Origin of the sequence: uncultured Paraglaciecola sp., assembly GCF_937123705.1 — a bacterium.
Lineage (GTDB): Bacteria > Pseudomonadota > Gammaproteobacteria > Enterobacterales > Alteromonadaceae > Paraglaciecola.
Genome location: NZ_CAKZKO010000094.1, coordinates 1 through 16,245, shown reverse-complemented (window position 1 = coordinate 16,245; position 16,245 = coordinate 1). Strand labels below are relative to the sequence as shown.

The window sequence follows — 16,245 nt, the reverse complement described above, 5'->3', positions numbered from 1 at the left end:
AATGATAAAAGACACATACCTATATGATGCTAAATTTTCTAATGAGCCTAGATCCATATACGATGGCGATACGGTAAAGCTGGATGTAGACTTAGGTATGTTGGTGTGGGCGCATCAAGAGAAGATGCGTCTTTATGGTATAGACACACCCGAGTTGTATGGCGAGGAGCGCGCGGCGGGTATTATTGTAAGAGACTACGTGCGTAGGGAATTATTAGGGAAACGCTGTGTAGTACAGACTTTTAAAACCAATTCCCTCATAGAGCGCAAAGGAAAGTACGGACGCTGGCTAGCCGTAATCTGGCTTCGCGATAGGAATTTCAACAAACATCTTATCGAGAAAGGCTACGCAAAACAGAATTTCTACGGCGATCCTATTCCAGAGCATTGGTAATGACCCCGCAAACCTTTGAATCAGACGGATGTAGTTACTGGCCTGATGGCACGTACAGCCATTGCTGTGTAGATCACGATTGGTTGTGGTTTATCGGAGTGACTTTTTGGGACAAGGTATCTGCTGATTGGAATCTATTACTATGCGTAGCTCAAAGTTCGGCAGGGTGGGCGTGGGGCCTACTTATGTTTGTGGGGGTGTCTACTTTTGGACTCCCTATATGGATTAGGAAAAGGCGCGCTGATAAATGAGTATTTGCTTCTTTACGCGAATGTATGTAAATCTCCCGACAACGTGTACATATGAATAGGTAATGCCGTGGCTGGATTGTCACTATTGAGGGTCGTATCTAACTCGGATCTTGCTTCGAAAGAACAAGAGGAGCGGGATAAAGAGATCCAAGAACGTCAAAGTTCAGAATTGATTCTGGGCATGTCTGCCTATTTACGTACAGCTTGGTCGGCAGCGAAGATTGCTAAGAAACCTATAGAAGACATAATGCTCACAGCCCTTCGCCAGCGCAATGGTGAGTATGAGCCCGATAAAATGGCCGCTATTAAAAAGCAGGGCGGTTCCGAAGTTTATATGATGATCACAGAAGTGAAGTGTCGCGCCGCAGAGAGCTGGCTGCGAGATATTCTTCTGGATAATGGCACCCCTCCTTGGGATATTCAGCCCACACCCATTCCCGATCTTAAAGACCACGATGAACGTATCCTCGAAGAGGGAGTGCAAGAGAAGATTGTCCAGTCTATCGGGCAAGGTGGCGCTGCTATGAACGAACAGGAAATCACGGAACTTCGCGAGATCGTTGCACAGGATTACAGATTTGCCCTTCTGCAGGAAGCACAAGATCGTGCTACTAAGATGAAACATAAAATCTCTGACCAGTTTGCCCAAGGTGGCTGGCCTGAGGCATTCAATGATTTCGTTTCTGATATTGTCACGTTCCCTGCAGCCTTCCTGAAAGGTCCTGTGGTACGTAGACAACGCACTCTTGGGTGGGAAGATGTAGACGGTAAAACTGTTGCTAAACCTATTGAGCGTATTGCTCCTGAATATGAACGTGTTGATCCTTTCAACATTTATCCTGAGCCCGGCATTACTAATATCCAAGATGGATATATGTTTGAGCTGCACCCTCTTACACGCACTATGCTGTCTGATCTTATTGGGGTCCCGGGGTATGATGACCAGGCAATTCGCAAAGTGTTAGAACTAGGAGTAGGTGAGTCGTGGATTAAATCGGACGTGACTCTTACGAAAGACGATGAGGAACGTAAATTCCATACGGAGATGCGCCCTACAGATATGTACGATGCCTTAGAGTTTTGGGGTAAAATCTCCGGTTCGATGCTCCGTGAGTGGGGTATGTCTGAGAAAGAAATACCTGATCCAGCACTTGAGTATGATGCAAACGTCTGGATGGTAGGTAACTACGTTATCAAAGCAGTACTAAACTTCGACCCTCTTGGCGAGAAGCCTTATGCTAAAACCTCTTTCATCAAGCGCCCCGGCGCTTTCTGGGGCTCGGGTATTCCTGAGATCATTGAGGATGTGCAGAGCATATGCAATGCATCGGCACGCGCCCTCATCAATAACATGGGTATCGCTTCGGGACCACAAGTTGAGGTGAATGTCGATCGACTACCCCCTAATGAAAATATCACACAGGTTTTCCCGTGGAAAATCTGGCAGGTAACTACTGACCCTTCAGGCACTTCTAACCAAGCGGTTCGTTTTAACCAACCAGAAGATAACTCTTCTAAGTTGATGGCCGTGTACGAGAAGTTCTCTAAACTAGCTGATGATCATAGCGGCATCCCGTCGTATCTGTATGGCGATCTTAACGTGCAAGGCGCTGGGCGTACGTCCTCAGGCCTGTCTATGCTTATGGGGTCCGCTGGTAAAGGTATCCGCCAAGTGGTTATGCATATCGATTCTGATGTGATTAAACCAGTAGTACAACGTCAATTTGTCTATAACATGAGGTATGACCCAGATGAGTCGATCAAAGGAGACGCTGAGATAGTAGCGCGTGGCGCGGTTAACCTTGCTGTTAAAGAGACAATGAATGTCCGTCGCCTAGAGTTTCTGCAGGCTACGTCGAATGATCTTGATCTTGAGCTTATGGGTCCGAACGGTCGGGCGGCTATCCTTAGAGAAATTGCTAAGAGTTTGGAACTTGACCATGAGGAGGTTATCCCTTCTCGTGAAAAGCGTGATCTTTTACAGCGTTCACAGGCAGCGCTTCCTCCAGTAGGAGCCCAGCAGCAGCCCGGTGCACCTGTACCCACTCATCCAGACGGCAGTCCTAAAGGAGGCCAAGCCGGAAACACCGTTTCAAATCAATTCACTGGGGGTGCTTCATAATGATGCGTCCTACACCCGATGACTTGACAGCTTCTGCCAATGTTGCAGTCCACAGCAAACAGTTTGTGGACTTCGTAAATCGTTGGAAGCAGCACGAGCTAGAAGGTTTACCAGTGTCACAGAACGCGGCAGTTGCTCAGGGGCGCTGTCAGGTTCTACAAGAGCTTGTTAAGCTCTTTCGCGATGCCCCTACCAACCAGAGGTCCAGACTCGCCGATGATGGTGAGAGGCCCTTCTCATAACGCACACCGATAGGAGCGTATAATGGCAGTACCTGAGCAGATCCGTAGACAGTCCGAGCAAATCCAGAAGCTCTACACTGACATGAATGATTCCGAAGAGGGCAATGTTGCCGACTCCGAGGAAGAAGTTGTGGCTAGTGGAGAAGTGAATGAAGATGCAGACGGCGGGAACGATGATGCTTCATCCATAGCACCGGGCGAGCAACCGGATGCGGATGCAGAAGAATCATTTCAGCATAAATATAACACCCTAAAAGGTATGTATAATGCTGATATGGCGCGTTTGGGCAACTCCTCTAGGGAGCAGCAAGCGCGTATTGAGCAGCTAGAACAGTTGCTAACTACTTTATCTGAGAAACAACCCGAACCCACTACAGAAGCCCCTACTACTTCTGAACCTGTCACTCTTGTTACAGCGGCAGATAAAGAAGAATATGGGGATTCTCTGGATGTGATGAGGAAAGTTTCGAGGGAAGAGGTGTCGGGCATGGAAGCCCAGATTGCTTCTTTAAAGGAGTTAGTGCAGCAGCTATCCACCAACGTAAACTCTTCAGTTTTACCTGAGGTAAAACGTGTTGCCCAAAACCAACACGCTTCAGCGTCTGATAAGTTCTGGTCGGATTTAGCAAATGCTGTGCCAAACTGGCAGCAGACTAACAATGAGCCTGAGTTCCAATCTTGGCTTATGCAGATTGATCCGATGACGGGGGTTCCTCGTCAGACGCATCTTGCACAAGCCCAAGAACAGCTTGATGCTCATCGTGTTGCAGCGTTTTTTAACGCTTATGCTCCTCAAGAACCTTCTGAGACTACGGAAGCCACGACTGCTCAACCCAACGGGGCCAGTTCGGAACTTGAGAAACAGATTTCACCGGGGCGTTCGCGCTCTGCTAGGACTCTTAGTACTCAGGAATTGCCAACCTTTACTACGGCTGACATCGCGAAGTTCTACCGGGACATTACCGATGGCGTATACCGTAATAAGCCGGACGAACGGGCCAAACTTGAACGCGACATTTTTGCTGCTCAGCAAGATGGTCGTATAACCCAATCTGCGTAATGAGGAGATACCATCATGGCAGGCTTTCCAGTAACTTCCGGGCGTCCTAGCTACGCCGGGAATTTTATTCCGGAGATCTGGTCGGGTAAGCTCATTGAGAACTTCTACGATGCTACTGTGCTTAGTGCTATCGCTAACACAGACTACGAAGGGGAAATCAAGAGCCACGGCGACACGGTTAATATCCGGACTATTCCAGAGCTGACTATCCGTTCCTACACCAAGGGGCAGACGTTGACTGTGGAGAACCCAGACAAACCTAAGCTGCAACTCGTGATCGACAAAGGCGAGTACTTCGCTGCTGTCGAAGACGATGTGGATAAAGTTCAGTCTGACATCAACCTTATGGATCAGTGGTCTAAGGACGCTTCCGAGCGTATGAAGATCCAGATCGATACCAATGTTCTGGCGAACATCGTGACTGAGGTTGCCACAACTAACTCCGGTCTTACGGCTGGACGCATTTCTGGCGACATTGACCTCGGTGTGGCCGGTACACCTGAAGCTCTCACCAGCTCCAACGTACTGAGCTTCATCATCAACACTGGTACAGTCCTCGACGAGGCTAACTGTCCTGAGTCGGATCGCTATATGGTTATCCCTGCTAAGATGGCCGGTATGATCAAGCAGTCTGATCTTAAGGATGCTTCTCTCGCGGGCGACGGTACTTCCATTATGCGTAATGGCCGTATTGGTATGATTGACCGGTTCACTCTCTACATGAGCCACAATCTGCCTAAGTCCGGTAGTGAGTATAGTGTCATCGCCGGACACAAAAAGGGTTTCACTTTCGCGTCTCAGATGACCGAAATGGAAACTCTCCGTTCCACCACTACATTTGGCGACATCGTGCGCGGACTGCAGGTTTATGGTTATAAAACCGTTAAGCCTGAAGCTCTGGCTCTCGGCGTCGTTACCCTGTAGTATAAGAGAGGAAGGATAAGATATGGCTACTTATACCGATGGTGTAGGTTTCGATCTCAACACTGCAGCTTATTCAGACCGTGGCCTGCATAAGGTCACTGTCAACTCTGTAGTGCTTGATTTCGCGGCTATTATCGCTGCTCGTGCTGCTGCTGGGGCTACTGCTCTTGCTGCAACGGATGTCCTCACTGTGCTTCATATTCCTGCTGAGACAATTCTCCTCGGTGCGGGTATCGAAGTCACCACTGTGGAATCTACAAACACTACTGCAGTGTTCCACGTCGGAGACGGCGCGGACCCTGACGGTTATGTTGCCTCACAGGCTAGTAACGCCCTCGGCTCTGATGCATCTTCCGGTGCTCTTGGCTTCGGTAAATACTACGCCGCCGCTGATACGCTTGATCTTTCATTGATCACTGCTGCACCTACGGATGCAGTTATCCGCGTGTTTGCTGTGATGGCTAACGTTTCCGACTAATCTAGCGGCGGGGGGCTTCGGCTCCCCGCTTACTTCTAACTGGAGATACACACTATGGATAAAGATAAGGCGTTTCTTCGCCAGCGTTCCACAGGGCGCATCTATGGCTTCAACGAGAAAGTTTTGGAACACGGCACCGATATGGAAGTGGTGACTGCGGAGATTGCTTTTCCGGAGAAATTCAAGCCTGCATCTCGTAAGGCTCGCAAGGTGAAAGTTGATACATCAACCGATGAGAAGGCTGTAGAGGAGGCTGTGAAAGAGCCTGTGAAGCAACCTGAGGGTCTCGAGGAAGAGGCTTCTCGTAACCTACCCCTTACAGGGGGTCTGACTGTTGAGCCTGCTACCAAGGAATTTGGTAAGGGTTCTCGCAAAGGCTAATAGATGATCTTAAACGATGTCATAGCTACGGCTCGGAGGCTTCTGCAAGATACTGATACGTCTTTGCAGAGGCATTCCGATGCTGATCTTTTGGACTTCGGTAATGATACGCTTAAGCGTATTTGCCTGTTGCGCCCTGATCTGTTTTCTACACAGGGCAATGTGGCGTGCACCACCAACGAGGTATTACAGTCTGCTCCTACAGATTCCGTACGTTTGTTTGAAGTCTTACGTATCGATGGCGGAGCTGCGGTGCGAGAGACCAACAGAGAAATCCTAGATCAGACACACCCTACATGGCAGGCAGATACTGCAGCCGCAGCATCTAGTTGGATGCGGCACCCCCGCAACCCAAATCAATTTATGATCTATCCGCAAGCCCCAGTCTCACAGACACTTGTTGTGGAGTATGCGCAATCACCTCCGACTTACGACGGAGTCACAGCCGTTGCACTTCTCTCGGACGCATATTTCTCCGTGGTCGTGGACGGTATAGTATGGCTTTGTGAATCTATGGACAACGAGTCTGTTACTACCCAGCGGGCACAGATGTTCCAGCAGTCCTTCGTGCAGTCACTGCAGGCTAGCTTAGAGTCTAGACATGTAACAGACTCCGAGATGGGCGGGCTTAAAGAGAAGGACTTTAGGTAATGGCTGACCGCACATTTCTTTCTCTAGAGCCTCAGATTGCTCCAAGTGTACCGGGGTGTCCAGCGCCTACGATTGAGACTTATGTTCGTGCGGCAGCTATTGAAGTGTGCGAGCGCACTCAAGCATGGCGCCATCAGCAAGACGATATCACCTTGGTAGCTGGCACTCACTCGTATGCGTATGTAACCCCTACAGGGTCAGAGGTGTGCGGGATAACCCATATGGCGTTGAATGGTAACAAGATTAATTTTGTTACCCAAGAGGAACTACACGACTGCTATCCAGACTGGCCGTCTACTGACACAACTAAACGGTCTCGCCCGCAGATAGTTAGCCAATTCCACCCCGATAATTTCATTGTCGCTCCTGTCCCTGACAGTGCAGAGACATACACCATGAAGATGTTTTTGGTGCTGCGTCCAACACCTGCTTCGACGGGTATGGAAGAAATAGTTTTCGATGAGCTTGAACGTGTAATCGTACATGGCGCCCTTCAGCGTATGTTGGTACTCCCAGATAGGTCGTGGACAGATAATGACCTAGCCGGATACCATGCCAAGCAATTCTCCTACAGACTTGCTTCGCGTAGAGCTAAGGCTAGTCTTGGATTAGGGAGAGCATCTCTTTCAGTCCAGATGAACCCTTTAACCTAGGAAATTATATGGCCGGGAAATCTAACGAGAATGAAGGGCTTAAGCGCTTAGCTGCCGGTCTTGATGCGGTTAATGATAGGAGGAAAGTCAAGGGGGATAATCGTGATGCGTACGAAGATCTTCTTGTGCTTTTAGAGCACTCTAATTCTGTTGATGAGGTTATGACTACCGTTCGATCTTTCACTGTCGTGGGGCGTATCTTACGTAAATTTTTAATATGGTCTGTTTCTACCGTCGGGGTAACAATAGCATTCGTATCTTTCCTGAAAGGGGGGGTAGGATGGTTAGTAACATGGGCAACAAAATTAAATCCATAGTTGAGAATTTCATAGCCCTGACGCTAGTTGTGATTATAGGCTTCACTGTATGGATAATAGCCTTCGCTGTGCCATTGGACATAACGTACTATAATTTCAAGGACCCAGCTTTGAAGCGGGGAATTGAGGTACGCACTGTAGCTAAAGGTAACAAAGCCAAGTGGGCTGCGAAATTCTGTACTGCTTTCAAGGATACAGCATATCTTAGGGATGAAACAGGGCAGATCGCTGAGAAGGATAACCCGGTTAATTTTAATGATGGGTCTATCAAGAAAATTCCGGCTACTGTCCGAGTACCTAATAGGTTCGAGGATGGACGTGTCAATTTGTGGAAGCGTGTGGTGTACAGATGCTTCAGGTTTTTTGAATTAACAGTAACATCACCTACAGGTGTAGGTGAACTTAAGTAGGAGATAAGCTATGGCTAACACTATGAACGCAGCAGGACTCTCCCTGCTTAAAAGGTTCGAAGGGTGGCGCTCTAAGGCCTACAAGTGCAGTGCTGGTGTGTGGACTATTGGGTATGGTCATACATCTATGGCAGGTGCGCCTAAGGTTACTCCCGGCCTGACAATCACCAAGGCCGAAGGTGAGCGTATTCTACGCAAAGATCTCGGTAAATACGAAGCTGCTGTCCGCAAATATGTGAAGGTGCCTCTTAACGACAACCAGTACAGCGCACTAGTTAGCTTTTGCTACAACGTTGGACCGGGTAACTTTGCTAAATCCTCAGTTGTTAAATACGTGAACCGCCGCCGTTACGATGCTGTTCCCGCGCGTCTTATGTTGTGGAACAAGGCTGGGGGCCGTGTACTTCGCGGGCTCACTCGACGCCGTGGCGATGAGGGTGATTTGTTTATGAAGCCAGCAACGTTCAAGGATGTTGCGGCTGATGCCATCGAGAAGAAAACAGGTAAGAAGCCAGCGCCTACACCTCCTGTGCGGCAAGTCGATAAGCCTGAAGGTAAGTCGATCATCAAGTCCAAAACCGCATGGGGTACGATCGTTGTCACGATCACCGCAGCGGCTGACAAAGCACAAGAAGTTTCAGATGCTCTTACCCGTATCCAAGATGCGGCCGCGCCAGCAGCAAGTTCTGGTATGCCCGGCTGGGTTATCCCAACCGTACTTCTGATTGCTGTCATTGGCATCGGCGGGTTTATCCTGTATGAGCGTAAGCGGCACGCTGATGATTATGGAGCTTAGATATGGTTTACCTCTCACTCTTATGGGTTAGGTTCCGCAAATATATCATGATATCAGGCGCTATTATTGCGGCTATAGGTGTGATATTTTTGAAGGGTGTGTCCAAGGGTAAGAGTGAATATCGCGAAAAGCATGAGCGCATTCAGCGTAAGGCCGAGGAGCGCACACGTAAGATTAAGCGAGAAGTTGAGGGCATATCAGACGACGATGTGGATAAGCAGCTTGAAGATAATGAATGGTTCAGGGATTAGCGCCATGAGATACACCCTTCTATTTATTGCCCTGCTTCTTCTGCCCGGCTGTGTTAACAACTGGGCTAAGACCAACTGTGGCTGGGCAAATCAAGTGCTTCCTATCAAAGCTTCACGGAAAGATACTAAGGGTACGAAACGCAGGGTATTAACTGCTAACCGTGCTCACAAGGAGAATTGCAGGTAGCCATGGCAAATGTCTTAATCACAAATAATGCGTATAGCACGCTAGCCAGTAGTATCACCGATGTGGATACGTCTATCACCGTGGCTACAGGCGAGGGCGCGCGGTTCCCTCTCCCCTCTGGCGGAGATTATTTCTACGTAACGCTGATAGATACCTCGAACAATCTTGAGGTCGTCAAGTGTACTGCTAGATCTTCTGATGCGCTGACTGTTACTCGAGGAGAAGACAACACGACAGCGCGAGCATATTCTGCTGCTGACCGTATTGAGCTTCGTCCTACTGCAGCAATGCTCGAAGACATTCGAGACGCGGAGGCCACTCCAACCGACGCTTCTGTGACTACTGCTAAGGTCGCAGACAGTAATGTCACATTAGCTAAGCTTGCGGATATTGCGGATGAACGTGTTTTAGGTAACGTTTCCGGTGGTACTGCTGCACCTTCAGCTCTCACCGGAGCACAGGTAGCTCCACTGCTAGCAGCTTTCGTAGGCGACTCCGGTTCCGGGGGCACTAAGGGTGTAGTCCCAGCTCCTGCTGCTAATGATGCTGACACAGGTAAGATCAAACAACTCGCTGCTGATGGAACATGGAGGCGTTCAGGTTGGGAGTTTGTAGAGATGGTAACAGGTACAGGTAGCACTCTCACCTCTACTGCTGCTATTGAGACCTATGACGAGATACGGCTAACTTTCTGGGTAAAACCATCTTCCACCGACACCTTGATATTTGAAGCCGCCAATGCTGGCCCTGTATGGCTGACAACAGCAAACGATTATTGGTATTATTTCGCCCTGTTTTACATCAACAAATCAGGTGGTGGGTTCTCTACGCAAGCTAGTAACGGTAGCACTACTGCTACCAATATCAACTTTAGTAACGGAACTTTGGATGTGTATCACACCACTGTCGCAGCAGGTGCCCATGGAGTTATAACCCTGCCCAGACTAGGAGATTCTAGTGTGAACACGCTCGTAAATGTGGAGTCTCTTGCCTTCGAGGATGATGCTTTTATCGCAAAAGTACACCAGTCGTCTGCTATGATTAACGATGCGTCCGCAATTACTGACATTCGCCTGCGTTTCAGTGGGGGTTCTAACTTCACAACAGGTAGTAACATCCTGATTGAGGGGCGTATGCATAGCTAATGGCCGCGACGAAGATAGATAATTTTAAGGGGGCAGCTCCGAAAGTATCGCCAGAGCTTATGGCCGAAAACGTTGCGCAGACAGCAACGAACGTTAAGCTTTCATCTGGCGATCTCATACCCTATCGCACGCCTCTTGATATCCAAACGCTCAGGCGCTTCGGGGAAATCAAAGCTATCTATCCTCTGCAGAACCCAACAGATTCTACGGACCTCAAGTGGTTGTCGTGGCTGAATGATGTGGACGTAGCAGTAGCCACTACACTCAATGATGATGAGCAGCGTATCTACTACACCGGGGACGGTGTACCCAAGGTAACTAATTACGAACTAGCTGTATCAGGGTTAGGGCCTTACCCAGTCAGTTCGTACGATCTCGGCCTTCCGCTTCCTACCGTTGATCCTGTTGCTACAGCGGTAACTTTCTCGACTGTTTCTACAGCATCTGTTGCACGCGATGCACAGGGAGTGGCTACTATCGTAACCGGCTCCGCCCACAACTTATCCTCCGGCGATTTCGTTAACATCTCCGGTTTCTCTTCTGCTGCAGTTACCTACACTCGCTCCGGCTATACCGTCACCGTGACATGGACCGGACATGGGTTGTCTACAGGGGCTTACGTTAATATCACCTACACAGACGCATCTAATATCACCGACGGTACGTACGAGATAACAGTTACCGGAGCCGATACATTCACTGTCCAAGACCCTACTACAGGCACTATTAGCGGGACTAGGAATGCTACCATTGACATGCGTAGCTATAACGTAACGAGTGGTCAGGTAGTTGTTGTAGACTCCACCACATTCGAGATTTCTGCAGGGGGGTTCGAACAAGCGACTTATGCTCTGACAGATGGCACTGTTGATCTAGGCGGCACAGAGATTGAGCGATCGTACGTCTACACGTGGATGACCCCTTGGCTTGAAGAGTCTATCCCTAGCAGTCCATCTAATGATGTGTACGTTCGGGAGGGGCAAGAAGTTACCATTAGTACGCTCCCCACAGCTAAGCCTTCAGGTGATAACAATATCACAGGCTTCAGATTATATCGCACGATCACCGGTACATCCGGCACATCCTATTTCCGGCTTAGAACTGTGTGGTTTCCCCGCACTGCTGTCGAGGCGAGCCGTACTTCCAATGTGGTGACCCTTAAAGTTGATGGTCATCACAACCTCGTCGTGGATGATCTGGTTAAAGTTTCCGGTATTGCTTTCGGCGGTATCGCCGACACTTCTTTTGATGTGACGGATGTTACTGTTGATTCGATCGTCGATGATGAAACGTTCACATACACAGCAACAGGTTCTGACAAGGCCACGACCGCCACGACCGCAGGTACTTTGTACTGGGATATTGCTGAATTAGACTCTGGCGTATCGAGGTTCTATGAGGGATCTACGTTCACAGACGATTACTCTGTGAGCGCGCTCACTACTGTACTAGACTCTGAGGACGCTGATGCCCCTGACGATGAGATGCAGGGCCTTATCTCCGCACACAACAATATCCTCGCAGGGTTCATAGGTAACGAGGTTGCCTTCTCAGACCCCGCAAAGCCTTGGTCTTGGCCGATTAAATACCGGATTGTTATACCCCATGACATTGTCGCTCTAGCCTCTGTGGCGGGTAACATTCTGGTCATGACGGATAAGTATCCATATATCATCTCCGGTTCAACGCCCTCTGTTATGACGGCAGCTAGGATCGATAACGAGCTACCCTGTGTTGCGAAGCGCGGTGTTGTGAGTATGGGCTACGGTATTGTATACCCTACTCACGGCGGGCTCGCGCTCTTTGCGACCTCTGGCGCGGGTATTGTAACCCGCATGGTGCATGACTGGGATACGTGGGATGTGACTCTTGATCCTGCCACCCTTGTTGGTGCTTTCTATGAGGGTAAATATTTCGGCTCGCATACAACAGGATCTATTCTGTTCGAGCGAGAGGATCAGAGTGGGGGCTTCCTAGTCTCTACCCCTACCCGCTTTTATGCGGCATATAACGATTCAACCACCAACAGATTCTATTATGTGTCGGATCTGAATGGTACCCTATCAGAATGGGATGCGTCTGGTCAGCCTAACATGACCATCTCTTGGAAATCACGGGTCAACATTCTCACTGATTACGTGAATATAGGGGCTGCACGTGTAGTAGCTGATTATGGCGAGACGGCTGAAGATATTGAAGCTATCAACGCTTTCAACCTTACAGTTCCCACAACGAACACTGCAGTGTGGGCGTTGGTGGACCAGCTGGGCACAGTTAATGGTCCTGTAGACTACACAGATCCTGACACTTCTACGTACACTCCCGTCATTGGGGCTGTTAACTCTTATCCTGTGAATGGAGATCCTCTAACTACTAACTTGCTCTCTACCGATAACATTGGGTTTGTAAGCTTTTCTATCTGGGCTAATAAGCAGCTCAAACAGACATCAACTATCACTGACTCTGAGATTTTCCGTCTGCCCTCCGGGTACAAATCAGATACTTATGAGGTATCTGTATCCGGATCACTGCGCATTAGAGCTATTCATTATGGTGAAACACCCTACGGATTGAGGATTGTGTAATGACTTTTGCTGCTATGCCCGGCCTTCCCCAAGAGGGATTAACAGATGCTGAGTATCGCCTTCTCTCTGCGATTAAGCAGAATATTGAGGAGCTTACAGGTCAGGGGCGGACGACTACGCATATCGCTGTACTAAAGGGTAGCATCGCTACTGAGGGGATTAGTACTTCAGGAACTGTCACTGGTGTTAACATAGGACAAACTGCTGTTACCGTGTCGGGGCAGACTATACCTACGTATGATGATTTCATTTCACTGGCTAACACTACGCAGAGCCTCATCAACGAGGTAGCCTCTTTGCGAAACACTGTTAATGCGTTAATATCAGAGCTGACTTAAGGAGAGAACTATGCCAGCAGGTATTGGATACGAGAATGTTGTAGGCCTCTCCCCTGATAAGAGGGCGGAGTTCGAAGCTATGCCGAGTGGACTTGCCAGTCTAGTTGAGACGGCTGTCCCTATCGCTGGTGTTAACCCCAATGCGATGCCCGGCCCTCTTAAACTATCTAACCCACATACTGCAGTTACGGGAGCGTCAACTCTGACCAAAGCCGGTCAGCAAGACATTCCCCGTTTTGCCCAAGGGGGGCTTGTACCAGCCGCCGCTGGTGCACCTGCGCAAGCCGCCGCTCCCGCTTCCTCCGCTGCCCCTACTCCCGTGGGGCTCCCTCAGATGGAAGCCGAAGCTCAGCGGCTTGCGCAACAAAATCCCGAGGTAATGCAGCAAATCCAGCAAGCTCTACAGCAGGCTCTCACTTCCGGTAATCTCACCCCACAGCAGCTTAATATGGCTATTGAAATGGCTAAGGCCGCAGCGCAGAATCCCGAACTGTATCCCCGTCTCCGTGATCTGGCCGTACAACAGGGCTTGGTGGACGAAGACGAGCTTCCGCCTCAGTATGATCCCGGCATTGTTATGGCCCTGATTACTGCTGGCACGGCGATACAACAGCAAGGTGGTGCTGCACCCGCTCCTGCCGCTCCTGCCGCTCCTGCCGCTCCTGCGCAAGCCGGTTCTCCCCCTACGTTTGCTCAAGGTGGATTCCTCCCCCCAGAGGCTAGTCCGACCGGGGATAACACTGGAACGGCTGACGATATTACTGTAAAGCTCTCAGGGGGAGAGTTCATCATCCCACAAAATGTTGTGGAGCGTAAGGGTACAGAGTTCTTTGAGAAGATGATCGCACCTGACGAGAAGATGAAGGCATAATGAACGCGGAAACCAACAACATTATGGACGGCGCGCTGAAACTACCCCCACTTATGGGGTATGCTCCTGTGCAGTTGGCTACTCCCCAGCTCATTGAGTCTTTCTGGCCGTTGGCTGCACCCCTACTCAGTAGATGTGTTAACCGTGCTATGCACGGGGAGTATCAGGTTGAAGATCTGAAGGTGATGGTCGAGACTGGTAGGGCTGTAGCCTTCGTAATTACTAATGATCCTACGGGCACACACCCCCATAGAGACGCCGTATTGGCGTGGATTGTGGAGCCTGTTGCATACCCTCGGATGACAGGTGTGAATATCGTAGCTCTTGGGGGCACCTCTTTCGGTGAGGTACAGCGTAAGTTTTTCGATATGTTCAAAGGCTGGGCGTTTATGAACGGTGCTAAGACAATCGAAGCTAGCGTAAGTCCCGCCATGGCCCGCATGTTAGCCAAATACGGCTACACACAAACGTATGTTCAGGTCCGCTGCGACCTTACGGAGACGGTAAATGACCCCGATTAAATATATTGATCGTCCATTGCTGGAGACAACAGCACTCACACCGTACTACGGCCCTACCTCATTTAAGGGCCTTAAGTCGTGGCTGGGGATTGCCGTAGGTGCAGTGGCAGCTATTGCTGCTCCCTTCATTGCTCCTGTACTGGCACCTGCGTTGTTCGGCGCGGGCACTTTCTTCGGCGGCGCAGCAGGCTCGGCCCTTATTGGTACAGCTATCGGAGCCATCGGCGGTGCAGCAGCCCAAGCTATTTCAGGGGGTGATATTACCCAAGGGGCTCTCCTCGGCGGTGTAGCAGGCGGTGTCGGTGGGTTCGCGGGCGCGGGTGGATTAGGTACGATTTTCGGTGGCGGTGGCGCAGCCGCTGGTGCAGCTTCCACTGGCGCACCAACAACTCTAGGATCTTTAGGGGCTAATGCCGCTGCTAATAGTGCTGGTACGCTCACCGCTGCAGGGGTCGTAACCCCCGGCGTAGCAGGTGTAGCAGGCGGCGCAGCCGCAGGTGGTACAGGTTCCAAACTTACCAACGCTCTGCTATCTGCAGCACCACAGGCTATTGGCGCTTTGTGGTCTAGTGTCTCGGCTCCTGATCAGGAAGCTACGTTGAACCAGATGAGGCAACAATTGGCACAAGCTCAAGGGGCTAACCTTGCTGACTTCGATCGCCGTAAACAGTTGTTTGATAAACTCTTGCAGACAGCTAAGAACCAAGACCCAGCTTTCCAAGCACGGCTTGCATCTGCCGATGTTCAACGCCGCACAGCTACCAACATTCGGGATACCCAAGAAGCGGCAGCCGCGCGGGGCGGCAGGGCTAACAACTCAGAATTCATTGACGCGGAAATCCGCCGGTCCACCATCGCTGGCTCTGCGGCAGAAAAAACCGCAGGCGTCAACGCTCGCACCGCTGCTCTATCTGCACAGTCTGGCACACTTGGCGCAGCCGCAGGCGTACCCTTGGGACTACAAGGCCAGAACCTACAGCTTTCGTACTTGAGTAACATCGCTAACCGCCAGGGACAGGAGCGGGAGCGTTCGGCTAGTGGTGTCGCTGGCCTCATTGAACCATTTGCTAATACAAAACCAGTCCCTACGAAAGTACTTGATTGGAAACCCTCAATGGTTTGGTCAAAAATTGTGGCGTTGAATGAAACACTATCGAAGTTAGATTTAATACCTAATTCATACACAGTCGCTTCTTCAGGACTTGCAAATCGTGTTCCGTAAGATTGATTTGGTTGTCTTAGGCCGGCTGATTCAATAGCCGCTTGGTCTGTAGGAAATGGACGTGAGTCACGTGACAAGTTCCACGACGAAGCTTTAAAGCCAGTTGCTGCAGTAGCAAATAAGTTAACGTTGCTATTTAACGTATAAGCACCGCGAAGTGACCAAGTGACCTTATCATCTGAAGTAGAGTTAGCTTCAACGGAATTAGGTAGCTCAAGCATTTGAGGTTGGAATTGAGTACTTTTTAGTAGTGCAATATTCCCTGTAGCCGAAGCCACCGCAGTTGCTTGATCTAAACCGGCTTGTAAACCACCACCAACTAACACATTAAACCCAACGAGCTTACCTTCATCTGCAATCGCAACAAAGTTAAGATCATTCGCGTGAACATCTACATCATTCTGTGGCGGGATCACAACTGTGGTCTTAAATTTACGCGGCAAATA

At 49.8% G+C, this 16,245-nt stretch carries 21 protein-coding genes and 1 pseudogene; 19 read left to right on the top strand and 3 right to left on the bottom strand.

Annotated elements, in window-relative coordinates:
- The first annotated feature begins 1 nt into the window (after position 1).
- From Q0688_RS12765 to Q0688_RS12680, 19 genes are all read left to right on the top strand, one after another.
- Positions 2 to 394, top strand: a complete 393-nt coding sequence (locus Q0688_RS12765; RefSeq protein WP_299077112.1) for a thermonuclease family protein — start codon at positions 2 to 4, stop codon at positions 392 to 394.
- Complete coding sequence (locus Q0688_RS12760; protein WP_299077109.1) at positions 394 to 645, top strand: hypothetical protein; 252 nt, start codon at positions 394 to 396, stop codon at positions 643 to 645. The genes Q0688_RS12765 and Q0688_RS12760 overlap by 1 nt, the downstream gene beginning before the upstream one ends.
- 67 nt (positions 646 to 712) lie before the next feature.
- The gene (locus Q0688_RS12755; protein WP_299077106.1) at positions 713 to 2,767 is read left to right on the top strand and encodes a hypothetical protein; all 2,055 of its coding nucleotides are present in this window, start codon (positions 713 to 715) and stop codon (positions 2,765 to 2,767) included.
- A complete protein-coding gene (locus tag Q0688_RS12750) occupies positions 2,767 to 3,009 on the top strand; it encodes a hypothetical protein (protein ID WP_299077103.1) in 243 nt (80 codons plus the stop codon). Before Q0688_RS12755 ends, Q0688_RS12750 begins: the two co-directional genes overlap by 1 nt.
- A 22-nt stretch (positions 3,010 to 3,031) precedes the next feature.
- Positions 3,032 to 4,069 (top strand): hypothetical protein, encoded by a 1,038-nt coding sequence (locus Q0688_RS12745; RefSeq protein WP_299077100.1) that lies wholly within the window; start codon positions 3,032 to 3,034, stop codon positions 4,067 to 4,069.
- Positions 4,070 to 4,084: 15 nt separating this feature from the next.
- Positions 4,085 to 4,993, top strand: coding sequence for a hypothetical protein (locus Q0688_RS12740; protein WP_299077097.1), 909 nt, complete (start codon positions 4,085 to 4,087; stop codon positions 4,991 to 4,993).
- Between the two features lie 22 nt (positions 4,994 to 5,015).
- A complete protein-coding gene (locus tag Q0688_RS12735; protein ID WP_299077095.1) occupies positions 5,016 to 5,471 on the top strand; it encodes a hypothetical protein in 456 nt (151 codons plus the stop codon).
- Positions 5,472 to 5,525: 54 nt separating this feature from the next.
- Complete coding sequence (locus Q0688_RS12730; protein ID WP_299077093.1) at positions 5,526 to 5,852, top strand: hypothetical protein; 327 nt, start codon at positions 5,526 to 5,528, stop codon at positions 5,850 to 5,852.
- A gap of 3 nt (positions 5,853 to 5,855) precedes the next feature.
- Positions 5,856 to 6,503, top strand: a complete 648-nt coding sequence (locus Q0688_RS27650) for a DUF6682 family protein (RefSeq protein ID WP_367179792.1) — start codon at positions 5,856 to 5,858, stop codon at positions 6,501 to 6,503.
- Positions 6,503 to 7,156: a hypothetical protein gene (locus Q0688_RS12725; protein ID WP_299077090.1), complete on the top strand. Its 654-nt coding sequence runs from the start codon at positions 6,503 to 6,505 to the stop codon at positions 7,154 to 7,156. Before Q0688_RS27650 ends, Q0688_RS12725 begins: the two co-directional genes overlap by 1 nt.
- Positions 7,157 to 7,164: 8 nt before the next feature.
- The gene (locus Q0688_RS12720; protein WP_299077087.1) at positions 7,165 to 7,473 is read left to right on the top strand and encodes a hypothetical protein; all 309 of its coding nucleotides are present in this window, start codon (positions 7,165 to 7,167) and stop codon (positions 7,471 to 7,473) included.
- The gene (locus tag Q0688_RS12715) at positions 7,449 to 7,883 is read left to right on the top strand and encodes a hypothetical protein (protein ID WP_299077084.1); all 435 of its coding nucleotides are present in this window, start codon (positions 7,449 to 7,451) and stop codon (positions 7,881 to 7,883) included. The genes Q0688_RS12720 and Q0688_RS12715 overlap by 25 nt, the downstream gene beginning before the upstream one ends.
- Positions 7,884 to 7,893: 10 nt before the next feature.
- On the top strand, positions 7,894 to 8,679 hold the full coding sequence (locus Q0688_RS12710; protein ID WP_299077081.1) for a lysozyme: 786 nt from the start codon (positions 7,894 to 7,896) through the stop codon (positions 8,677 to 8,679).
- A gap of 47 nt (positions 8,680 to 8,726) precedes the next feature.
- Positions 8,727 to 8,930 (top strand): hypothetical protein, encoded by a 204-nt coding sequence (locus Q0688_RS12705; RefSeq protein WP_299077078.1) that lies wholly within the window; start codon positions 8,727 to 8,729, stop codon positions 8,928 to 8,930.
- Positions 8,931 to 9,119: 189 nt separating this feature from the next.
- Positions 9,120 to 10,262: a hypothetical protein gene (locus tag Q0688_RS12700; RefSeq protein ID WP_299077075.1), complete on the top strand. Its 1,143-nt coding sequence runs from the start codon at positions 9,120 to 9,122 to the stop codon at positions 10,260 to 10,262.
- Positions 10,262 to 12,847 (top strand): hypothetical protein, encoded by a 2,586-nt coding sequence (locus tag Q0688_RS12695; protein ID WP_299077072.1) that lies wholly within the window; start codon positions 10,262 to 10,264, stop codon positions 12,845 to 12,847. The genes Q0688_RS12700 and Q0688_RS12695 overlap by 1 nt, the downstream gene beginning before the upstream one ends.
- Entirely contained in the window at positions 12,847 to 13,185 is a 339-nt protein-coding gene (locus Q0688_RS12690; RefSeq protein ID WP_299077069.1) for a hypothetical protein, read from the top strand. Before Q0688_RS12695 ends, Q0688_RS12690 begins: the two co-directional genes overlap by 1 nt.
- Before the next feature lie 10 nt (positions 13,186 to 13,195).
- Positions 13,196 to 14,056, top strand: a complete 861-nt coding sequence (locus tag Q0688_RS12685) for a hypothetical protein (protein WP_299077066.1) — start codon at positions 13,196 to 13,198, stop codon at positions 14,054 to 14,056.
- A complete protein-coding gene (locus Q0688_RS12680; protein ID WP_299077064.1) occupies positions 14,056 to 14,577 on the top strand; it encodes a hypothetical protein in 522 nt (173 codons plus the stop codon). The genes Q0688_RS12685 and Q0688_RS12680 overlap by 1 nt, the downstream gene beginning before the upstream one ends.
- A gap of 45 nt (positions 14,578 to 14,622) precedes the next feature.
- Here the strand turns inward: Q0688_RS12680 and Q0688_RS12675 are convergent, their stop codons facing one another.
- The 3 genes and pseudogenes from Q0688_RS12675 to Q0688_RS12665 form a co-directional block, all read right to left on the bottom strand.
- Positions 14,623 to 15,090, bottom strand: a complete 468-nt coding sequence (locus Q0688_RS12675; protein ID WP_299077061.1) for a hypothetical protein — start codon at positions 15,088 to 15,090, stop codon at positions 14,623 to 14,625.
- 231 nt (positions 15,091 to 15,321) lie between these two features.
- Positions 15,322 to 16,077, bottom strand: coding sequence for a TonB-dependent receptor (locus tag Q0688_RS12670; protein WP_367179795.1), 756 nt, complete (start codon positions 16,075 to 16,077; stop codon positions 15,322 to 15,324).
- Between the two features lie 24 nt (positions 16,078 to 16,101).
- Positions 16,102 to 16,245 (bottom strand): annotated as a pseudogene (locus Q0688_RS12665) (hypothetical protein); the annotation flags it as partial.